This is a genomic window from Pseudomonas sp. A125, assembly GCF_055409485.1.
This window is the reverse complement of the sequence record NZ_JBUZVP010000009.1, coordinates 135,057-155,178: the sequence shown is the minus strand read 5'-3', so window position 1 is coordinate 155,178 and position 20,122 is coordinate 135,057. Positions and strand designations below refer to the sequence as shown.

At 61.5% G+C, this 20,122-nt stretch carries 18 protein-coding genes; 13 read left to right on the top strand and 5 right to left on the bottom strand.

Annotated elements, in window-relative coordinates:
• A complete protein-coding gene (locus tag ACZRN6_RS14625) occupies positions 1-606 on the bottom strand; it encodes a hypothetical protein (protein ID WP_322143283.1) in 606 nt (201 codons plus the stop codon).
• Positions 607-665: 59 nt separating this feature from the next.
• Positions 666-1,133: a PAS domain S-box protein gene (locus tag ACZRN6_RS14620; RefSeq protein WP_464008272.1), complete on the bottom strand. Its 468-nt coding sequence runs from the start codon at positions 1,131-1,133 to the stop codon at positions 666-668.
• A gap of 113 nt (positions 1,134-1,246) precedes the next feature.
• Between ACZRN6_RS14620 and ACZRN6_RS14615 the strand changes: the two genes are divergently transcribed.
• Positions 1,247-1,702: a flavodoxin gene (locus ACZRN6_RS14615; RefSeq protein WP_010176981.1), complete on the top strand. Its 456-nt coding sequence runs from the start codon at positions 1,247-1,249 to the stop codon at positions 1,700-1,702.
• Here the strand turns inward: ACZRN6_RS14615 and ACZRN6_RS14610 are convergent.
• Positions 1,683-2,579 carry a LysR substrate-binding domain-containing protein gene (locus ACZRN6_RS14610; protein ID WP_464008271.1) on the bottom strand — a complete coding sequence of 299 codons (897 nt, stop codon included), beginning with the start codon at positions 2,577-2,579 and terminating at the stop codon, positions 1,683-1,685. The two genes, ACZRN6_RS14615 and ACZRN6_RS14610, sit on opposite strands and share 20 nt — an antisense overlap.
• A gap of 99 nt (positions 2,580-2,678) precedes the next feature.
• Between ACZRN6_RS14610 and ACZRN6_RS14605 the strand changes: the two genes are divergently transcribed.
• The 8 genes from ACZRN6_RS14605 to ACZRN6_RS14570 all read left to right on the top strand — a co-directional run bounded on the left by ACZRN6_RS14605 (position 2,679) and on the right by ACZRN6_RS14570 (position 13,482).
• Positions 2,679-3,065, top strand: a complete 387-nt coding sequence (locus ACZRN6_RS14605; protein WP_322143286.1) for a CidA/LrgA family protein — start codon at positions 2,679-2,681, stop codon at positions 3,063-3,065.
• Entirely contained in the window at positions 3,055-3,741 is a 687-nt protein-coding gene (locus ACZRN6_RS14600; RefSeq protein WP_017476029.1) for an LrgB family protein, read from the top strand. The genes ACZRN6_RS14605 and ACZRN6_RS14600 overlap by 11 nt, the downstream gene beginning before the upstream one ends.
• Positions 3,742-3,891: 150 nt before the next feature.
• Positions 3,892-4,674, top strand: coding sequence for a class II aldolase/adducin family protein (locus ACZRN6_RS14595; protein ID WP_322143287.1), 783 nt, complete (start codon positions 3,892-3,894; stop codon positions 4,672-4,674).
• On the top strand, positions 4,674-5,576 hold the full coding sequence (locus ACZRN6_RS14590) for an alpha/beta fold hydrolase (protein WP_464008270.1): 903 nt from the start codon (positions 4,674-4,676) through the stop codon (positions 5,574-5,576). The genes ACZRN6_RS14595 and ACZRN6_RS14590 overlap by 1 nt, the downstream gene beginning before the upstream one ends.
• A 585-nt stretch (positions 5,577-6,161) precedes the next feature.
• Positions 6,162-7,073 (top strand): SDR family oxidoreductase, encoded by a 912-nt coding sequence (locus ACZRN6_RS14585; protein WP_076017726.1) that lies wholly within the window; start codon positions 6,162-6,164, stop codon positions 7,071-7,073.
• A 485-nt stretch (positions 7,074-7,558) separates the two neighbouring features.
• On the top strand, positions 7,559-9,349 hold the full coding sequence (locus ACZRN6_RS14580) for a DUF1302 domain-containing protein (RefSeq protein WP_322143289.1): 1,791 nt from the start codon (positions 7,559-7,561) through the stop codon (positions 9,347-9,349).
• Positions 9,350-9,375: 26 nt separating this feature from the next.
• The gene (locus ACZRN6_RS14575; RefSeq protein ID WP_464008269.1) at positions 9,376-10,743 is read left to right on the top strand and encodes a DUF1329 domain-containing protein; all 1,368 of its coding nucleotides are present in this window, start codon (positions 9,376-9,378) and stop codon (positions 10,741-10,743) included.
• Positions 10,744-10,992: 249 nt separating this feature from the next.
• Positions 10,993-13,482, top strand: a complete 2,490-nt coding sequence (locus ACZRN6_RS14570; RefSeq protein WP_464008268.1) for a LuxR C-terminal-related transcriptional regulator — start codon at positions 10,993-10,995, stop codon at positions 13,480-13,482.
• A 135-nt stretch (positions 13,483-13,617) separates the two neighbouring features.
• Here the strand turns inward: ACZRN6_RS14570 and ACZRN6_RS14565 are convergent, their stop codons facing one another.
• Positions 13,618-14,409, bottom strand: coding sequence for an IclR family transcriptional regulator (locus tag ACZRN6_RS14565; protein WP_464008267.1), 792 nt, complete (start codon positions 14,407-14,409; stop codon positions 13,618-13,620).
• A gap of 119 nt (positions 14,410-14,528) precedes the next feature.
• Between ACZRN6_RS14565 and hmgA the strand changes: the two genes are divergently transcribed.
• The 4 genes from hmgA to ACZRN6_RS14545 all read left to right on the top strand — a co-directional run bounded on the left by hmgA (position 14,529) and on the right by ACZRN6_RS14545 (position 19,292).
• Positions 14,529-15,812 (top strand): homogentisate 1,2-dioxygenase, encoded by a 1,284-nt coding sequence (gene hmgA / locus ACZRN6_RS14560; protein WP_464008266.1) that lies wholly within the window; start codon positions 14,529-14,531, stop codon positions 15,810-15,812.
• 3 nt (positions 15,813-15,815) lie between these two features.
• On the top strand, positions 15,816-17,102 hold the full coding sequence (fahA, locus tag ACZRN6_RS14555; protein WP_464008265.1) for a fumarylacetoacetase: 1,287 nt from the start codon (positions 15,816-15,818) through the stop codon (positions 17,100-17,102).
• Positions 17,103-17,114: 12 nt separating this feature from the next.
• The gene (maiA, locus tag ACZRN6_RS14550) at positions 17,115-17,759 is read left to right on the top strand and encodes a maleylacetoacetate isomerase (RefSeq protein WP_464008264.1); all 645 of its coding nucleotides are present in this window, start codon (positions 17,115-17,117) and stop codon (positions 17,757-17,759) included.
• Between the two features lie 147 nt (positions 17,760-17,906).
• The gene (locus ACZRN6_RS14545) at positions 17,907-19,292 is read left to right on the top strand and encodes an MFS transporter (RefSeq protein ID WP_464008263.1); all 1,386 of its coding nucleotides are present in this window, start codon (positions 17,907-17,909) and stop codon (positions 19,290-19,292) included.
• Here ACZRN6_RS14545 and ACZRN6_RS14540 read toward each other — a convergent pair.
• The gene (locus ACZRN6_RS14540; protein ID WP_464008262.1) at positions 19,216-20,019 is read right to left on the bottom strand and encodes a SirB1 family protein; all 804 of its coding nucleotides are present in this window, start codon (positions 20,017-20,019) and stop codon (positions 19,216-19,218) included. The two genes, ACZRN6_RS14545 and ACZRN6_RS14540, sit on opposite strands and share 77 nt — an antisense overlap.
• Positions 20,020-20,122 lie beyond the last annotated feature (103 nt).

The window sequence follows — 20,122 nt, the reverse complement described above, 5'->3', positions numbered from 1 at the left end:
TCAGGTGTGGACCTCGGGGTGAAACAGCCGGTGTTGCTGCAGGATGAACTGGCGCAGGCGCTCGGTCTCATCCACATCATTCTGGCTTAGGCGATAGGCGAACAGGCCTCGTGCGTTTTCCCGCTCCAGGGTGCCACGCACGGCGATGCGCTCGTAGCCGGAGGGGCTGAACCACAGGGAGAAGGTTCGGGGCGCCTTGATCCGCCCGCGAATCTCCACCAGTAACCCCTTGAACGACACCTCATGCACCCACAGTGCTCCCGGCTGCCCCTTGATGTTTTCCAGTGGCACCGGCTCTTCAAGCGCCAGGCGCCAGGGGCGAATCATTGGCCCGTCTTCGAAGATACTGGGTACACCCAGGCGCAAATGCACGGCATGAAACTCGTCTTCCACCAATTGCAGCGGAAAGGTCATTTGCTGGTTGTCGAATTGTGCCTGCAGCGTGACATGGTCTTGGGCGGCGAGGCGGGTAAGCAAGTCACGGATCTGCGCACCGCCATTTACCGTGAGGCTCGACGACGCATCCCGCACGTTGAGTTGCGGGTTATGGTGCATGGTCTGAATAAAATCCAGCTCGTCCTGCGTCAAAAGCGCGTCGCGTTGCATTGATCTTGCTCAAGAGGTGAGGTGTTAAAATGCCATTATCTCTCTAAAGACCGCATTTTCTAGTTTTTGTTAGATCCGCTCGTCGCCTTGAGTGCTGCAAGCTCTGCCTTGAGGTCTGCCAACTGGGCTTCCAGATGCGCGACGCGCTGCTGGGCCTTGACCTGAGCGGTCACCTCCTTCTGCACCCCCACAAAATAAGTCTGCCTGTCGGCCGGGTTGTAAACCGTTGATAACGACAGCTCATTCCAGAAATGCGTGCCGTCCTTGCGGTAGTTGCGCAGGATTTCCCGGCAGGAGCCGCCGCTCTCCAGGGCTTCGCGGACCGCCATCAGCCCTGGCTGGTCACGGTCACCGGACTGCATGAAGCGGCAGTCCTGGTAGAGGATTTCGTCGAGGGTGTAGCCGGTCATGCGCTCGAACGCCGGGTTTACGTAGATCAATGGCTTGTCCTTGCCCTCGCGCTCGGCGATAACGATGCCATCGTTGGAAGCGTTGATCACCAGTTGCATCAGCTTGGCATTAATCATTGAGCGGTCCATGGCTTGTCTTGGGAATTTGCAGTTTAAGACATGCCGGGCGCCTGTCCACTTGACCCAGCTGTTAATATCCCAGGCTTTTAGTCAGTTACAGGATCAGATTGATGAAAGTCGCCATCCTTTCCGGCTCGGTGTACGGCACGGCTGAAGAAGTCGCCCGCCACGCTGCAAGCATTCTCAACGCTGCCGGTTTCGACGCCTGGCACAACCCGCGCGCCACCCTGGCCGACGTGCAGGGCTTCGCGCCCGAAGCTTTCCTGGCCGTGACCTCTACCACCGGCATGGGCGAATTGCCCGACAACCTGCAGCCCCTGTACTCGACCATTCGCGACCAGCTGCCGGCTGCCTGGCGCGGGCTGCCGGGCGCGGTGATCGGCCTGGGTGACGCGAGTTATGGCGACACCTTCTGCGGTGGCGGTGAACAAATGCGCGAGCTGTTTGCCGAGTTGGGCGTACGTGAAGTGCTGCCGATGCTGCGCCTGGACGCCAGCGAAAGCGTAACCCCGGAGGCCGACGCCGAACCGTGGCTGGCCGAGCTGGTCACTGCACTGCGCGGTTGACCGGAAACTCGCGCAATAACGCGAGCCAGGCCTGCGCAGCTTTCGACAGGTAGGCGCCCTCACGCCAGATAAAGGCGATGTCCCAGCGCAGGTATTCCGGCGCCTTGAGCGTGAGGCGCACCACCCCGGGCCGCACCAGGCCCCTGGCGACCACGCTGGGCAGCAACACCACGCCCTGGCCGGCGGCCACCAATGCTGCGAGAAAATCCGCCTGGCCGCTGCGCCCGCTTTCCTTCGGGGTAAAGCCCACTTGTTGACAAGCTTGTAGCAAGCGGTCATTCAGCACAAAGCTGCGCTGATACATCAGGAACGGCGTATCGGCCAGCTCCTCAAGGCGGATCTGCGCGTTATCGGCCAACGGATGGTCCATTGGCAGCAACGCGTCCAGCGGCTCATCACAAAACGCTTGCCAGGCGAACGCCGGGTCGCTGGGCATCAGGCTGCCGCCCACCTCCAGTTCCCCGCTCAAGATCGCCTGTTCGATATTGCGGCTGCCACCTTCGAGCAATTGAATCGTGACATTTGGGTAGCGCCGGCGATATTCGGCAAACAGCCCGGCGAACAACGTATCGCCGCCCAGTTGCGGCAGGCCCATGCGCAGCTCGCCACGGGTCAGTTGGTTCAAGTCATCCAGTTCACTGAGCAACTCGGCTTGCTGGCGCAGCATGGCCTCTGCCCGTTGCAGCACCACCTGGCCGGCAGCCGTCAGGCGAATCTGTGAACCCAGGCGATCCAGCAGTGGCGTGCCCAGGCTTTGTTCGAGCTGGGCCACCTGCTTGCTGACGGCAGACTGGCTGATGTGTAAGGTTTTGCCCGCTTGGGTAAAGCCACCGCGGTTGATCACTTCGACAAAGCTGCGCAGCTGTTTGAATTCCATCGGCCTGATTCCATTTAGGAATGGCTTGCAGTCTAACAATTCGCTGTGGGGATGCCACGGGCCTCTTTAAAATGGGAACCTCGCGAGGACCCAAAGCTCATGAAACGTTTCACCTTCAAACGCGTCGCTCGGTTGCTGGCTGAACTGGTCGTACTGCTGGCTATTTACTTTCTCGGTTGCGAATTCGCTGCCTGGCTGAGTTGGCCCATCCCCGGAGGTGTGGTCGGCTTGGGCCTGTTGCTGCTGACCTTCGCCACCGGCCTGGTGAAGCCGGCGGCCCTGCAACTGGGGGCCGGTGTCCTGATGGCGGAGATGTTGCTGTTCTTTATTCCTGCCCTGATGAGCCTCCTGGACTACGGCGGCCTGGTACGCCACGACGGCTGGAGGATCATGCTGGTAATCGGTTTCAGCACCTTGTCGGTCATGCTGGTAACCGCGTTTACCGTGGAGTTCGTCTGCCGCTGGAAGCTGCGCCATGAAGCTTGAACTGATGCCGATGTTCTGGCTGGCGCTGACCCTTGGGGCCTACGGCTTCAGCCGCTGGATCTACCGGCGCACCGGGCGCTACCTGCTATCGCCACTGATTTTAGTGCCCGCACTGTTGCTGGCGGTGGCCGTGCCGATGAAAACCGCCTACGCCGAATACTCCACCGACACCCACTGGCTGATGCTGGTGCTGGGCCCGGTGACCGTGGCGTTTGCGATTCCGATCTGGCAACAGCGTCAATTGCTGATGCGTCACTGGTCCGCCCTGTTGCTGGGGATGGTGGCGGGCAGCGCGGCGTCCATCGCCACCTCCTATGGCCTGGCCAAGGCTTTGGCGCTGGACAGTTCGGTGACGATGTCTTTGGTGCCCCGTTCGATCACCACCCCATTCGCCATGCCCGTGTCGTCGGACCTGGGCGGCGTGCCGGAACTGACGGCCGTGTTCGTGATGTTCACCGGCGTATTTGGCGCCATGCTCGGCGGCGTGCTGCTTAAGTGGTTGCCGCTGCGCACGCCTCTGGCGCGCGGCGCATTGTTTGGCGTGGGCGCCCACGGCGCGGGTGTGAGCCGGGCCCATGAAGTGGGCGGCGAGGAAGGCTCGGTGGCGGGCCTGGTGATGGTGCTCACCGGGTTGCTCAACTTGTTCGCCGCACCTTTACTGGCGTCGCTTCTCTGACGCCATTTGAACAATTTCGAACTATTCTCAGGACTGACCCGCTCGGTCATCAAGCTGGCTGCCAATGCAACTACGGCGGCCTGTTGGTCTGATTAGACTGGCCCTTCACCCAAAAAAATAATAATAAAACGCGCCAAGGAGGTCATTGCCGTGAGCCTAGCCACTGTTCAATCGACACACAGCGTAAAAGATCAGGTCAGCGCTGCCGAATGGCAGACCCGCGTCGACCTTGCCGCGTGCTACCGCCTGGTAGCGATGCACGGTTGGGACGACCTGATTTTCACCCACATTTCGGCCAAGGTACCGGGCACCGAAGACTTCCTGATCAACCCCTACGGGCTGATGTTTCACGAGATCACAGCGTCGAGCCTGGTGAAGGTCGACCAGGCCGGCAACAAGCTGATGGCCAGTCCCTATGAGGTCAACCCGGCGGGTTACACCATCCACAGTGCGGTACACGAAGTGCGGCATGACGTGGTTTGCGTGCTGCACACCCATACGGCTTCCGGCATCGCCGTTTCGGCGCAAAAGCAGGGCGTGTTGCCCATCAGCCAGCAATCCTTGTTCGTGTTGTCCAGCCTGGCCTATCACGCTTACGAAGGTGTGGCGCTGAACCATGAGGAAAAGGCCCGCTTGCAGGCCGACCTTGGCGACAATAATTTCCTGATGCTGCATAACCACGGTCTGCTGACCTGCGGTGGCACCATTGCCGATACCTTCTTGATGATGTTCACTTTCCAGCGCACCTGCGATATCCAGGTGCTGGCGCAGAACGGTGGCGCCGAGTTGATCAGCATCGCACCACCGATATTGGCCGGTGCCCGGGCGATGATCGCCGGGGTTACCAAAAGCGCCCAAGGCATGGGCGGTGCGCTCGCGTGGCCGGCCTTGCTGCGCAAGCTCGATGCACTCGACCCCGGGTATAAAAGCTGATGCCACTCGCCGAGATCCCGCTGCGCATCTGGCGCCAACGCGCCCAGAGCTTCGAGTTTCGTGGCCATACCATTCGTTACTGGGTGGCGGGGCAGGGCGAGCCGTTGCTGCTGATCCATGGTTTCCCCACCGCCAGTTGGGATTGGCATTACCTCTGGCAACCGTTGGCGCAGCGCTATCAGGTAATTGCCTGCGACATGCTGGGGTTTGGCGATTCGGCCAAGCCGCTGGACCATGCCTACTGCCTGCTGGAACAGGCGGATTTGCAGCAGGCGCTGCTGGAGCATCTTTGGGTGCGGCAGCCGGTGCATGTGTTGGCCCACGATTACGGGGACAGCGTCGCCCAGGAATTGTTGGCGCGGCATTACGAAGGGCTGTTTCAGATGGCCAGTTGTGTGTTTCTCAATGGTGGGTTGTTTCCTGAAACCCATCGTCCGGCTTTGGTGCAAAAGCTGTTACTCAGCCCGCTGGGATGGATGATTGGGCGGGCGTTTGGGCGTAATGCGCTGGCCAACAGTTTCGGGCAGATTTTCGGGCCGGCGACTCGGCCGAGTGAAAGTGCGCTGGATGATTTTTGGAGTTTGATCGAGAGCCAGGAGGGGCCGCGGATTTTGCACAAGTTGATTACGTACATTCCTCAGCGTCGGCAGCAGCGGGATCGGTGGGTGGCGGCGATGCAGCGGGGGGAGGTAGCGTTGCGGGTGATCGATGGGGAGGTTGATCCGATTTCCGGGGGGCATATGGTTCAGCGTTATTGTGAGTTGGTGCCGCATGCGGATACGGTGGTGTTGGCGAATATTGGGCACTATCCGCAGATTGAGGCGCCGGTGCAGGTGTTGAAGCATTATTTGGCGTTTCGGGACGGGCTTGGGGTTGGGACTGCTCGGGTGGCTTATTCTTGATTGGGGTTGAGTACATATCCGTTGCTTCGGTAACGGCTTCTTATGGTTTCGCTCTTACAGCGAGTCACTTTGCAAAAGCGGCAAAGTAACCAAAACGCTCTGCCCCGCCTGTCGGCACCTCGCTTAGGCTCGGTGTGCCCGAACGAAGGCATTGCTCCGCGGGCCGCCGCGACGGCCCGTCCCTGGCCCGTCGCGGCTAAACCGGCGTCCTGCCGGTTTACCCGCTCCTCAATCCCTGCGTTCGGCCTCGGGCTGAATGGGGCAGTCAGATCAAGATCAAAAGCAAGAGCACGGCGGCCTGAAAGCCGACCTGAGTGTTAAAAGCCAAGGCAAAAGCTGTAGGAGCTGGCTTGCCGGCGATGCAGGCGACTCGGTCTTTCAGTTACACAGAGGCGATGCCATCGCAGGCAAGCCAGCTCCCACATTTGACCGGGGACGCCAATCATCCCCCAGCCTTATCGCGCACCATTCACCCTCAACCGTGTTTATTGTGACCACAAGCCCCGTGCCTGACACTCCACCCATCCACCCATCCACCCATCCACCCATCCACCCATCCACCCCTAACCGTCCCTGGAGTTCCCAATGAGTGAGCCTGTGCAGTTCCAAGACAAGGTCGTGATCGTCACCGGTGCCGGCGGCGGATTGGGCCGCGCCCATGCACTGCTGTTCGCCAAACACGGCGCCAAAGTGCTGGTCAATGATCTCGGCGGCTCAACCCAGGGCGAAGGCGCCAACGCCTCGGCGGCCGACCGCGTGGTAGCCGAAATCCGTGAAGCCGGCGGCATCGCCGAAGCCAACCACGATTCCGTTACCGACGGCGACAAGATCGTGCAGAACGCCCTCGACGCCTTCGGCCGCATCGACGTGGTGGTCAACAACGCCGGGATCCTGCGGGACAAAACCTTCCACAAAATGGAAGACAGCGACTGGGACCTGGTCTACCGCGTACACGTCGAAGGCGCCTACAAAGTCACCCGCGCCGCATGGCCGCATCTGCGCGAACAAGCCTACGGCCGGGTGATCTTCACCGCCTCGACTTCCGGCATCTATGGCAACTTCGGCCAGTCCAACTACGGCATGGCCAAGCTCGGCCTGTACGGGTTGACCCGCACGCTGGCGCTGGAAGGCCGCAAGAACAACATCCTGGTCAACGCCATCGCGCCTACCGGCGGCACGCGCATGACTGAAGGCCTTATCCCGCCGCAAGTCTTCGAGCGGCTCAAGCCAGAACTGATCAGCCCGCTGGTGGTGTACCTGGGCAGCGAGGCCTGCCAGGAAACGTCTGGCCTGTTTGAAGTGGGTGGCGGCTGGATCGGCAAGACCCGCTGGGAGCGCAGCCTGGGGGTTGGGTTTGACCCTGAAGCGGGGTTCTCGCCGGATGATGTCGCTGCCCATTGGCAGCAAATCTGCGACTTTGACGGGGCCGCTCACCCCAAGGACAACATCGAGGCCTTGAAGGAGATGATGGCCAACCTGCAGAAGTACAGCCTCTGATCATTGCATTAAAAAGTTTTAATCAACCCGGGGCGCCATGGCGCCCCGGTTTATTTCAGGCATAAAAAAAGCCGCTGCAAAGGCAGCGGCTGAAGTAAGACGTTTGATCAAGGAGCAATAAATCAACGTCAGTGAACACGGGTAACAGATTGAAAATGTTGATCAATCCATTAAATCTGGCTGTTCTTCCAGGCTCTGGAAGCGGGCGGTTCGCCCTGAAAGCCAAGCAAGAATAGGCTTTTGTTACAGAATGAAAAATAGCGATTCGGGACAAGGACTGTTACCAAACTGGCAACAGTGACGCCGGCGCCTCATACATCCCCCTGATAACCCTTCATCCATCTCGTCCATATCCCCGCCAATACCCCGGCCAGAGCGCCCCTTCATCCTTTCGAGCGACAACACGAATACCTCCTTGGTGCGCTTATCGCTCCTGATGACGGGCAGTAGGGTGGGGCCTTCTGTCACACCACCGGGGAAGACGCATGACAAGAACAACAATGCGCGCCATCTTCAGGCCACAGGCGCTGGCCGCTGCGGTTGCTTTGGGTTGCTGTGCCCAGGCGCAGGCTGTTTCGTTCAACATCGGCGAGATCGAAGGGCAATTCGATTCCTCGCTGTCGGTCGGTGCCAGTTGGGGCATGCGCGACGCCGATAAAAAGTTGGTAGGCATTCCCAACGGCGGCACCGGCCAGGCGTCCACGGGCGATGACGGCCGCCTGAACTTCAAGAAGGGCGAGACCTTCTCCAAGATCTTCAAGGGCATCCACGACCTGGAGCTCAAGTACGGCGACAGCGGCGTGTTCGTGCGTGGCAAGTACTGGTACGACTTTGAGCTGCAGGACGAAGACCGCGAATTCAAGCAGATCAGCAATAACCACCGCGACGAAGGCGCACGCTCTTCCGGCTATGAACTGCTGGATGCGTTTGTCTACCACAACTATTCCATCGGTGATTTGCCGGGCAACGTGCGCGTCGGTAAACAGGTGGTCAGCTGGGGTGAAAGTACCTTCATCGGCAACTCCATCAACAGCATCAACCCGATTGACGTTTCAGCCTTTCGCCGGCCCGGTGCCGAGATCAAGGAAGGCCTGATTCCGGTCAACATGCTGTTCGCGTCCCAAAGCCTGACCAACCAGTTGAGCGTGGAAGGGTTCTACCAGTTGAACTGGGAAAACACCGTGGTGGACAACTGCGGCACCTTCTTCGGTAACGACGTAGTGGCCCACGGTTGCAACGGTAACTACACGGTTGGCAGCCCGGCGATTGCGCCGTTGCAACCGGTGGCGGCGGCGTTTGGCCAGGGCTTCCAGGTCACGAACGAAGGCGTGGTGGTGCAGCGTGCAAAAGATCGCGAAGCGCGCGATGGCGGCCAGTTCGGCATGGCCCTGCGCTGGCTGGGCGACGACACGGAGTACGGCCTGTACTTCATGAACTACCACAGCCGTACGCCCACCGTCGGTACCATCACGGCCAACACCAGCCTGGCCACGATTGGCCGTATCGTCAACGCGGCCAACGGGATCGCTCCGGGTTCGGGCGCCGGCCTGGCGCAAAGTACGATGCTCGGTCGCGGCCAGTATTACCTCGACTACCCGGAGAACATCCGCCTGTTCGGTGCCAGCTTCTCCACCACCTTGCCCACCGGCACCGCGTGGACCGGCGAAATCAGCTACCGCCCGAATGCTCCCGTACAACTCAATACCACCGACCTGACGCTGGCCCTGGTCAACCCGATTGCCGGTAACGCCGCTTCACCGATCGCCAGTTCCTTCGGTGCTGACAACGCCGGCTACCGCCGCAAGGAAATCACCCAGATCCAGAGCACCATGACCCAGTTCTTCGACCAGGTGCTGGGCGCCGAACGCCTGACCCTGGTGGGCGAGGCGGCCTTTGTGCACGTCGGCGGGCTGGAGGCGAAATCCAAGCTGCGTTATGGGCGGGATTCGGTCTACGGCCAATACGGCTTCGGCGGCGACACCGACGGTTTCGTCACGGCCAACTCCTGGGGTTATCGCGCCCGGGCCATCCTCGACTACAACAACGTGTTCGCCGGGATCAACCTCAAGCCCAACGTGTCGTGGTCCCAGGACGTCAGCGGCTACGGCCCCAACGGCCTGTTCAACGAAGGCGCCAAGGCCATCAGCGTTGGCGTGGACGCGGACTACCGCAACACCTACACCGCAAGCCTGAGCTACACCGACTTTTTTGGCGGTGACTACAACACCCTCACCGACCGCGACTTCATCGCCTTAAGCTTTGGCGTGAACTTCTGATTGGGTTTAAGGAAGGACAAGAGACTATGCGCAAGATGATTCTGCAATGCGGCGTGTTGGCCCTGAGCCTGCTGGCTGCCAACGTGATGGCTGCTGTTTCGCCTGAAGAAGCGGCCAAGCTCGGCACCACGCTTACCCCGGTGGGCGCCGAGAAAGCCGGCAACGCCGACGGTTCGATCCCCGCCTGGACCGGCGGCATCCCGAAAAACGCCGGCGCGGTAGACAGCAAAGGCTTCCTCGCCGACCCGTTTGCCAGTGAAAAACCGCTGTTCGTGATCACCGCCGCCACGGTCGACAAGTACAAGGACAAGCTCTCCGAAGGCCAGGTGGCGATGTTCAAGCGCTACCCGCAAACCTACAAGATCCCGGTGTACCCAACCCACCGCACGGTCAACCTGCCGCCAGAGATCTACGAGTCGATCAAGCGCAGCGCGCTCAATGTGCATGCGATCAACGACGGCAATGGCCTGGAAAACTTCACCGGCAACCGCTACTACGCCTTCCCGATTCCGAAAAATGGCGTGGAAGTGCTGTGGAACCACATCACCCGTTACCACGGCGGCAACCTGCGCCGCATCATCACCCAGGCCACGCCGCAGACCAACGGCAGCTACACGCCGATCCGTTTCGAGGAAGAAGTGGCCGTGCCGCAACTGATCCCGGACATGGACCCGGTCAAGGGCGCCAACGTGCTGACCTTCTTCAAGCAGTCGGTGACCGCCCCGGCGCGCCTGGCAGGCAACGTACTGCTGGTGCATGAAACCCTCGACCAGGTGAAGGAACAGCGCCTGGCCTGGGTCTACAACGCCGGCCAGCGCCGGGTACGCCGTGCCCCGCAAGTGGCCTACGACGGGCCGGGTACCGCAGCCGACGGCCTGCGCACCTCGGATAACTTTGACATGTTCTCCGGCGCCCCCGACCGCTACGACTGGAAGCTGGTGGGCAAGAAGGAAATGTACATTCCCTACAACAGCTACAAGCTTGACTCGCCGACGCTCAAGTACGACGACATCATCAAGGCCGGCCACATCAACCAGGACCTGACCCGCTACGAGCTGCACCGGGTCTGGGAAGTGATCGGTACCGTCAAGCCAAGCGAGCGGCATATTTACGCCAAGCGCCACATGTACATCGACGAAGACAGCTGGCAAGTCGCGCTGGTGGACCACTACGACGGCCGCGGCCAACTGTGGCGCGTGGCAGAAGGGCATGCGCAGTTCTACTATGACCACCAGGTGCCGGCCTACACCGTCGAAACCCTGTACGACATCATCGCCGGGCGCTACATCGCGCTGGGGATGAAGAACGAGGAGAAGAGCAGCTTCGTGTTCGGCTTTGCGGCCAAGGCGGCCGACTACACCCCGGCAGCGTTGCGCTCGGAAGGCGTGCGCTAAAACCTGATTTAAATGCGCTCAAACTGTAGGAGCTGGCTTGCCTACGATAGCGGTGTATCAGTAACAGATACCTAACCTGACACACCGCTATCGCAGGCAAGCCAGCGCCTACAATTTCATGCCGGGTTGCCGTTTGGCTCCCGGCTTTTTTATGCCCGCCAATCAGCCTGCTGAATACTCCTCAACAACCGCCAGCCACAGGACTAGGGTAGGCGGCACGCTGTATAAAATAAAAACAGGGACGCAGTAATGACCGCCATGACCCGTTGTCTGGATCGTCCTGGATTCATGCCACGCTTGTCTGCCCATCATCTGCTGCGCCCACGCCTGGCCGGGCCGTTGCTCAACGCGTCGGCGCGGGTGAAGTTACTCTGTGCGCCGGCCGGCAGTGGCAAGAGCGCCCTGCTCGCCGAGTGTGCGTTGCAGGCGCCTGCGGATTGCCAGGTGTACTGGTTGCCGCTGAACGGCGCGGGCCAGGATTTATGCCAGCGTCTGGCGCAAAACCTCGGCCTGGATTTTATCGATGAACCCACGTTGCTGCTGGCTCTCAACCGCTGGCAAGCACCGGCCTGGCTGTTTCTCGATGACTTCTGCAGGGTGCCGGCGCCGGAGTTGGATGCGTTGCTTGATCGCATTCTGGCGGCCAGCAGCCCGGCCTTGACCTGGTGGATTGGCGCGCGGCGACGGCCGGCCTGTAACTGGCCCCGGCTGTTGCTCGACGATGAATTGTGGGAGTGCAATGCTGCCGAGTTGGCGTTTGATCACACCGAGATCCACTACTTGGCCGGGCCGTGCGCCGACAAGGTGCTGAAGTTCAGCGCCGGCTGGTGTGCGGGCGCTCGCATCGCATTGCTTGAAGGCGAAGGGCACCCCGACAAAACCTTGCTCGACTACCTGCAACACGAGCTGTTCAGCGGCCTGGCCCCGGAATTGGCCGAAGCCTGGCGCGTGCTCGCGCACCTGCCACGCTTCAACCCGAGTGTGTGTGAACACCTGTTTGGCTTTGGCGACGGTGGCGAGTACCTGCGTGACTTGCAGGCGTTGGGGGCCTTTATCGAACCCTGGGAAGATTCCACCGACTGGCTGCAAATCTTCCCGCCGCTGGCCCAACTGATGCGCGACGAACCCTGGCCGGCCAAGCGCTCCTGGCACCGGCGCGCCTGCCAATGGTTTACCGTCGCCGAGGACTGGCAGGCGGCGTTTGAACAGGCGCTGCTGGCCGAAGAATACGAAGTGGCCGTGAGCCTGTTGCAGCATTTCAGTTTTGAAGACCTGTTCCGCCAGCAAAATGCGGTGCTGCTGTTGCGCCTGCATGAGCAGCATGGCGATGAATTGATGCTGGGCTCGGCGCAACTGGTGGGCCTGGTGACGGCGGCGTTGCTGTTTGCCGGACGCTTCGACCAGGCGGCGTTGTGCATCGATCAACTGGCGCGTTTCACGCCGCAACCGACCGCGCACTTGCAGCGCTATCTGCTGGCCCGCTGGCAGGCGCAATGGGGCTGGCTGTTGCATCTGGGAGGCGAAGCCGCACGCGCCCGGGAGCATTTTCTCGAAGCCCTGCAAGACTTGCCCGAAAGCGCCTGGACATCGCGCTTGATGTGCCTGTCGGGGCTGACCCAGCAAGCCCTGCTGCGAGGCGAGCTGGATGTAGCCCAAGGGCTGAACCGTGAGGCGTTATGCCTGGCGCGCTCCCACGGCTCTTTGCTGCTTGAGGCATTGCTGGAGCTGGATCATGCGCAGTTGCTGGAGCAGCGTGGCGCCCCGTATAGGGCTCAAAGCCTGCTGGAAAACGTGCAGCGAATGCTGGTGCAACAGCGCCTCAAGGCCGGGCCGTTGGTAGGGCGTATCTCGCTGCGACGTGGGCACCTGGCCCTGCGCCAAGGTCACGACGCCGTCGCCGCCGAATGTTTCGCGTCCGGCCTGGGCATGTGCCTGCACAGCCAGGACAAGCGCGTGCTCTACGGCTATCTCGGCCTGGCGCTGTTGGCGGCCAACAAAGGCGATTACGCCCAGGCGTTTATCCAACTGCGGGATGCCGAGCGCCTGATGCAGCAACGCCAGGTGCCCGACACCGTTTATCGTGCCGTGCTGCTGTTGCTCAGTGGGCATTTCTGGTTGCAGCAGGGCCGCGCCGAACTGACCCTGGAAGCAGTGACCCGCGTGCTGCGTCACTACCGTGGGCCCAAGGCCAAACAAGCACCGCCGGCCACCCTGGAGCTGATCCCGCGTCTTGAGTACTTGCAGGTGCTAGCCGAAGTGAAATTGCGCCGGGCCGAAGAGCCCATCGCGCGCCTGGGTGGGTTACTGGAGACTGCTCGGCAACGCGGCATGCTGTGCCTGGAAGCGGAGTTGCAGTTGGTTTTGGGGGAAGTGGCCTGGCAAGTAGGCGATCGGCCATTAGCCGTGCGCTCACTGGAAGCCGGGCTGGAACTGGCGGGGCGCTGCCAGGTGCAACAGGCGATTCGCGAGTTGCGCCTCAGGCAGCCGGGGTTGTTGAGTGCGTTGGGGCTGGAGCCGCAGGAGTGCCTGGCGGCGGCGGGGGAAAACCCGTTGAGCCAGCGCGAGCTTGAGGTGCTGAAGTTGATCGCCCTGGGCAATTCCAATCTGGAAATTGCCAGCCAGTTGTTTATCTCGCTGCACACGGTGAAAACCCATGCGCGGCGCATTCATAGCAAGTTGGGGGTAGAGCGGCGCACCCAGGCAGTGGCCAAGGCCAAGACGCTGGGCTTGATGGCTTGAACTCTAATCTCGAAATCAACGCAGGCTAATGTGGGAGCCGGGCTTGCCCGCGATGACGGTGTGTCAGGGGCAGATAGCTAACCTGATGCACCGCTATCGCAGGCAAGCCAGCTCCCACAGTTGAAAGGCGTTGTGTCAGGGAAGCTGATAACCCATGCGCCAACTCACTGACTGGGTCGCCGCCAACAAACGATTCGCCGCCGGGCCGTCTTCATCGGCATGGAACAACGACGTCGGCCCCACCACGGTCAATACCGCCGCCACCTGGCCGACCGCGTTGAACACCGGCGCCGATAACGCGTCTACGCCAGGCATGAGCAAACCGTGCACAAAGTGCAAGCCGCGCTGGCGGATCTGCTCGCAGGTGGTGGCGTAGGCCTGGTCATCCGCCAACGCATGGGCGATGCCCGCCTGAATCTCCCGCTCGCGCAACTCCACGGTTTCCCGCGACGGCAGGAACGCACTGAACACCAGCCCGGTGGACGAACTGAGCAGCGGCAACACCGAACCCAATTGCGTCACCACCGTCACCGCGCGCACCGCAGGCTCGATATGCACCACGGTTGCGCCCTGGTTGCCCCAAACGGCCAGGAAGCAGGTTTCATTCAACTCGTCCCGCAGTTCTGCCAGGGGCAGGGCGGCGACTTTCAGCACGTCCATGCTGCCCAGCGCGGCCAGGCCCACACGCAAGGCTTCGCGGCCCAGGCCGTAATGGTTGGTGGCGGTGTTCTGCTCGGCAAACCCTGAGGCAATCAGCGCCTGCAAGTAGCGGTGAACCTTGCTCGCCGGCATTTGCACGTGCTCGGCCAGGCGCGACAACGAGGTGGCCGGCGACAGTTCAGCCAGGGCCTTGAGGATGTCGGTGCCCACTTCGGCCGAGCGGACTTTCTGTTTACCGGTGTCGCGGGGAGCGGGCGGCTTTTCCATGGAGGGCATGAATCCGAAAGACGAATGGGCGTCTTTATAGCTTGACGGTCAACAGGTATCAAATTACGTTATGCGTAACTGGATTACGATAAAAACAACTTCCGCTCAGAGGACGATCCATGACCCTCGAATACCAATCAGGCTTCGGCAATGAATTTGCCAGCGAAGCCTTGCCCGGCGCCCTGCCGGTCGGCCAGAACGCCCCGCAGAAAGCGCCCTACGGGCTGTACACCGAACTCTTCTCCGGCACCGCCTTCACCATGGCCCGCAGCGAAGCCCGGCGCACCTGGCTGTATCGCATCCAGCCGTCGGCCAATCACCCGGCGTTCGTCAAGCTGGAGCGGCAATTGGCCGGTGGCCCGCTGGGCGCCGTAACGCCAAATCGCCTGCGCTGGAACCCGCTGGATATTCCGGCTGAACCGACAGACTTCATCGACGGGCTTGTAGGCATGGTCGCCAATTCAGCGTCCGAAAAACCCTCTGGTATCAGCATTTACAACTACCGCGCCAATCGCTCGATGGACCGCGTGTTCTTCAACGCCGACGGCGAACTGTTGATCGTTCCCGAGCAAGGCCGCCTGCGTATTGCTACCGAATTGGGTGTGCTGGACGTCGAGCCGCTGGAAATCGTCGTGCTGCCACGCGGCCTCAAATTCCGCGTCGAACTGCTGGATGTCCAGGCCCGCGGCTACGTCGCCGAGAACCATGGCGCGCCACTGCGCCTCCCGGACCTGGGGCCGATCGGCAGCAACGGCCTGGCCAATGCACGGGATTTCCTCACGCCCGTCGCCCATTACGAAGACCTCAAGCAACCGACCACGCTGGTGCAGAAATTCCTCGGCGAACTGTGGGGTTGCGAGCTGGACCATTCGCCGCTGAACGTGGTGGCGTGGCACGGCAACAACGTGCCGTACAAATACGACCTGCGCCGCTTCAACACCATCGGCACCGTGAGTTTCGATCACCCCGACCCGTCGATCTTCACCGTATTGACCTCGCCCACCAGCGTGCACGGCTTGGCCAACCTCGACTTCGTGATCTTCCCGCCTCGCTGGATGGTCGCGGAAAACACCTTCCGGCCGCCGTGGTTCCACCGCAACCTGATGAACGAGTACATGGGCCTGATCCAGGGTGCCTACGACGCCAAGGCCGAAGGCTTCCTGCCCGGTGGCGCGTCGCTGCACAGCTGCATGAGCGCCCACGGCCCGGATGGCGAAACCTGCACCAAGGCCATCAACGTGGAGCTTGCGCCCCACAAGATTGATAACACCATGGCGTTCATGTTCGAGACCAGCCAGGTGCTGCGTCCTACACAGTTCGCGCTGGAGTGCTCGCAGCTGCAACCTTCCTACGACGCTTGCTGGGCCTCGCTGCCCACAACCTTCAACCCGAATCGGAGATAACCCATGACTCAGCCTAATCTCACCCGCAGTTGGGTGGCTTCCGCCAACGGTCATCGGGATTTCCCGCTGCAAAACCTGCCGCTGGGTGTGTTCAGCGTTAACGGTTCTGCGCCGCGCAGTGGCGTGGCAATTGGCGAGCACATTCTCGATCTGCAGGCCGCTTTGGAATGCTTTGCGGGCGAAGCCCGTCGCGCCGTTGAAGCTACCGCTGGCGGCCAGCTCAACGCCTTTTTCGAACTCGGCCGTGGCCCACGTGTGGCCCTGCGTGAGCGCCTGCTGGAACTGCTGGCGGAAGGCAGCGACCAGCAAGGCAAACTGCAAGCTGCGCTGCTCCTGGCTGCCGATTGCCAGATGCACCTGCCAGCCAGAATCAACGATTACACCGACTTCTACGTGGGCATCGAGCACGCGCAAAACGTCGGCAAACTGTTCCGCCCGGACAACCCGTTGCTGCCCAACTACAAGTACGTGCCGATCGGTTACCACGGCCGCGCGTCGACGATTCGTCCTTCAGGCACCGAAGTTCGTCGCCCTAAAGGCCAGACCCTGCCAGCCGGCCAGACCGAACCGACCTTCGGCCCTTGTGCACGTTTGGATTACGAGCTGGAACTGGGCATCTGGATCGGCCAGGGCAATGCCATGGGCGACTCGATTGCTATCGGCGACGCCGCTGATCACATCGCCGGTTTCTGCCTGCTCAACGACTGGTCGGCGCGGGATATCCAGGCATGGGAATACCAACCGCTGGGGCCGTTCCTGTCGAAGAGCTTTATCACCAGCATTTCGCCGTGGGTGGTGACGGCTGAAGCCCTGGAACCTTTCCGCAAGGCACAGCCGGCGCGCCCCGAAGGCGACCCGCAACCGTTGCCGTACCTGCTGGACAAGCGCGATCAAGCCGCCGGAGGCTTTGATATCGAACTGGAAGTGCTGCTGACCACCGCCTCGATGCGCGAGCAGAACCTGCCGGCCCATCGCCTGACCCTCAGCAACACCCAACACATGTACTGGACCGTGGCGCAAATGGTTGCGCACCACAGCGTCAACGGTTGCCAGTTGCAGGCCGGTGACCTGTTCGGTTCAGGCACCTTGTCGGGGCCGCAACCCGGTCAGTTCGGCAGCCTGCTGGAAATCACCGAGGGCGGCAAAAAGCCGATCGAACTGGCCTCCGGCGAAGTGCGTAAATTCCTTGAAGATGGCGACGAAATCATCCTGCGTGCCCGCTGCACCCGCGACGGTTTCGCTTCCATCGGCTTCGGCGAATGCCGGGGTACCGTGGTCGCGGCGCGCTGAGAGGGCCGGGCCATGGAACTCTATACCTACTATCGCTCCACTTCGTCCTACCGGGTAAGAATCGCGCTGGCCTTAAAGGGTGTGGACTTCACCGCGGTGCCGGTCAACCTGCTGGTGCCCAAGGGCGGCGCCAATCGCCAGCCGGAATACCTGGCTATCAACCCCCAAGGTCGCGTGCCGGCCTTGCGCACCGATGACGGCGATGTGTTGATTCAGTCGCCGGCGATCATCGAGTACCTGGAGGAACGTTATCCGCAGGTGCCGTTGCTCTCCAGGGACTTGGCAACCCGCGCGCATGAGCGCGCGGTGGCGTCGATCATCGGGTGCGACATCCACCCGCTGCACAACTCCAGCACCCAAAATCTGCTCAAGCAGTGGGGGCACGATGAGGCGCAAGTGCTGGAGTGGATCGGGCATTGGATCAGCCAGGGCTTGGCGGCGGTGGAGCAGTTGATCGGCGATCAGGGCTATTGCTTTGGCGAGCAGCCGGGGATGGCCGATGCGTTTTTGATCCCGCAGCTGTATGCAGCCGAACGGTTTAAGGTGTCGCTGGCGGCGTACCCGCGCATTCAGCGGGTGGCGGCGTTGGCGGCGCAGCATCCGGCGTTTATGGCGGCGCACCCTGCCAAGCAACCCGATACCCCTGACACGCCATAAATCAATGTGGGAGCTGGCTTGCCTGCGATCGCGATGTGTCAGGTTAGGTATCTGTTACTGATGCACCGCTATCGCAGGCAAGCCAGCTCCCACATGTGATCTACAGCGTGTCCAAAAAAAATATAAAAACAATACAGGTCCCTTGCGATGCAAAATCAGATTGCCAGCTTTCGTGCGGCACTCGACGCCCGCCCGGTGTCGCGCTATCAGTGGTTGATTCTCTTGTTGTTGGCACTGTTGCTGGTCACCGACGGTTACGACGCCCAGGTCCTGGGCTACGTCGTACCCGCGCTGGCCAAGGACTGGGGCCTGGAAAAGGCCGCGTTCGGCCCGGTATTCAGCGCCAATCTGCTGGGGTTGACCCTCGGCTCCCTGGCCGTCACACCGCTGGCCGACCGCTTCGGTGTGCGGCGCATCCTGCTGTGCTGCGTACTGATCTACGCCAGCCTCACGGTGTTGATGGTGTTCGCCAATTCCCTGAATACCCTGATGGCCGCGCGTTTTATCTGCGGCATCGGCATGGGCGGCGCGATGCCCAGCGCCATGGCCTTGATGTCGGAATATTCACCGCCACGCTTGCGAACGTTGATGGTGACGCTGGCGGCGTGTGGCTTTTCCTTCGGTGGCGCGGCGGGTGGTTTCGTGGCCGCCGGGGTTATCGACAGCTTCGGCTGGCAGGCGGTGTTCCTCGCCGGGGGCGTGACGCCGTTGTTGCTGTTCCCGTTTCTCGCCTGGATGTTGCCTGAGTCCTTACCGCGCCTGCTGCGTGACGCGCCGCCTTACGTGCGCCTGCAAAAAGTCACCGGGCGGATGTTGCCCGGCTGGCAGCCGCCGGCAGCGAGCGAGGAAGAAAACCGACAGGAGCAGGGCAGCAAACTGACGGTGGTGGAGCTGTTTCGCCAGGGTTATGCGCGCCCGACGTTGCTGCTGTGGGCGACGTTTTTTGTCAGCCTGATCCTGCTGTATTTCATGATCAGCTGGCTGCCTTCGCTGTTGCTGGAAAGTGGCCTGGGCCTGAACGAAGCCAATCTGGTGACCTCGATGTTCCTGTTCGCCGGGACCTTGGGTGCCATTGGCATGGCGTGGTTTGCCGACCGGCTCAAAAACAAAGTGCGCTTGTTGTCCGGCGTGCTGGCAGCGGCGGCGGTGTGCACCATTCTGCTGGGCCTGAACCACGATAACCCGCGATACCTGGTGGCCTGCGTGTTTGCGGCGGGCTTGTGCATCATCGGCGGCCAGCTGACGCTGAATGCGTTCGTCAGTAATTTCTACCCGGCGCACGTGCGGGCGACCGGCACCGGCTGGGCGCTGGGCGTCGGACGGTTTGGTTCGATACTGGGGCCGCTGTTCGGCAGCCTGCTGCTGGCGATGCATATTCCGGTGCAGCAGATTTTCTTCTTCTGTGCGATTCCGGCGGTGATGGCGGCATTGTTGATTATTCAGGTGCGCTCGCCAGTCAATGCACCACCGAGTTCGGCGGCAAGTGCCCCAGCCGTTCGGTCAGGCGCAGGCGCTGGATCGGATCCTCGCTGAGCATCAGCGCGTGTTCCAGATCAAAACGCTCGGCATTCGGGCAATCCAGGCGCTGATACAAACTGGCCCGGGCCAGGTAATCGGCAGCGCTGGCATTGCCCAGCTCCAGCACGCGCTCGGCATCCACCAGGGCGGCCAGGTGGTCGTCATTGGACAGGTGCAACTGGCGCAGATTGCGTGACAGCCGTTGCAGGATCGAACGCGGCTCGGCGGTGTGCAGGTGGTCGGCCTGCAATTTGAGGTTGGGCCCGTACTGGCGAGTCAGCAGGTCGCGGCAGTCGTTGGGGTACAGCCGTCGCCCGCCACAGGGGTCGAGCAGATGATCAGCACCCGGTACCCGCAACAGGAAGTGTCCCGGAAAGTTGACGCCGACCAACGGAATGTCCAGGCGTCGCGCCAACTCCAGTGCAATCAGCCCCAATGCCAGCGGCTGCCCACGCTTGCGCTTCAAGACCTTGTCCAGCAAGGCGGCGGCGGGGCGCAGCGGGGTATGGTCATCCTGGGCAAACCCCAGGTCGTTCATGCGCCGCAGCAGCGGTTGCCCGAGTTCATCCGGCGGCAGCATCGGCATGCTCAGGCTGACCAACTGCTGCAACACCTTGAAGTCGTGCAGGATGGCCAAGGGGTCAACCGCCGGGTCGTGCTCGGCCGCCATCCACAGCGCGGCTTCAAACAGCGCGGGTGGTGAGCGTTCCAGGCAGGCAAAAAAGGCGTCGCGGGGCTTCATTGGGTTCTCCGGCGGATGTCTCGTTTTAGCCTTGCTGCGACCTTTCGTCCAGTGCCTTAAGACGCGTCTTATCTGTTTATGTCGCAAACCCTTTAAAACCGGT

Bases quoted from the DNA above. Each gene is read 5' to 3' on its own strand.
- ACZRN6_RS14540 (WP_464008262.1), bottom strand. From the start codon at position 20,019: ATGAAGCCCCGCGACGCCTTTTTTGCCTGCCTGGAACGCTCACCACCC.
- ACZRN6_RS14545 (WP_464008263.1), top strand. From the start codon at position 17,907: ATGCAAAATCAGATTGCCAGCTTTCGTGCGGCACTCGACGCCCGCCCG.
- ACZRN6_RS14575 (WP_464008269.1), top strand. From the start codon at position 9,376: ATGCGCAAGATGATTCTGCAATGCGGCGTGTTGGCCCTGAGCCTGCTG.
- ACZRN6_RS14570 (WP_464008268.1), top strand. From the start codon at position 10,993: ATGACCGCCATGACCCGTTGTCTGGATCGTCCTGGATTCATGCCACGC.
- maiA (WP_464008264.1), top strand. From the start codon at position 17,115: ATGGAACTCTATACCTACTATCGCTCCACTTCGTCCTACCGGGTAAGA.
- ACZRN6_RS14565 (WP_464008267.1), bottom strand. From the start codon at position 14,409: ATGGAAAAGCCGCCCGCTCCCCGCGACACCGGTAAACAGAAAGTCCGC.
- ACZRN6_RS14590 (WP_464008270.1), top strand. From the start codon at position 4,674: ATGCCACTCGCCGAGATCCCGCTGCGCATCTGGCGCCAACGCGCCCAG.
- ACZRN6_RS14605 (WP_322143286.1), top strand. From the start codon at position 2,679: ATGAAACGTTTCACCTTCAAACGCGTCGCTCGGTTGCTGGCTGAACTG.
- ACZRN6_RS14620 (WP_464008272.1), bottom strand. From the start codon at position 1,133: ATGATTAATGCCAAGCTGATGCAACTGGTGATCAACGCTTCCAACGAT.
- ACZRN6_RS14585 (WP_076017726.1), top strand. From the start codon at position 6,162: ATGAGTGAGCCTGTGCAGTTCCAAGACAAGGTCGTGATCGTCACCGGT.
- ACZRN6_RS14610 (WP_464008271.1), bottom strand. From the start codon at position 2,579: ATGGAATTCAAACAGCTGCGCAGCTTTGTCGAAGTGATCAACCGCGGT.
- ACZRN6_RS14625 (WP_322143283.1), bottom strand. From the start codon at position 606: ATGCAACGCGACGCGCTTTTGACGCAGGACGAGCTGGATTTTATTCAG.
- ACZRN6_RS14580 (WP_322143289.1), top strand. From the start codon at position 7,559: ATGACAAGAACAACAATGCGCGCCATCTTCAGGCCACAGGCGCTGGCC.
- hmgA (WP_464008266.1), top strand. From the start codon at position 14,529: ATGACCCTCGAATACCAATCAGGCTTCGGCAATGAATTTGCCAGCGAA.
- fahA (WP_464008265.1), top strand. From the start codon at position 15,816: ATGACTCAGCCTAATCTCACCCGCAGTTGGGTGGCTTCCGCCAACGGT.
- ACZRN6_RS14600 (WP_017476029.1), top strand. From the start codon at position 3,055: ATGAAGCTTGAACTGATGCCGATGTTCTGGCTGGCGCTGACCCTTGGG.
- ACZRN6_RS14615 (WP_010176981.1), top strand. From the start codon at position 1,247: ATGAAAGTCGCCATCCTTTCCGGCTCGGTGTACGGCACGGCTGAAGAA.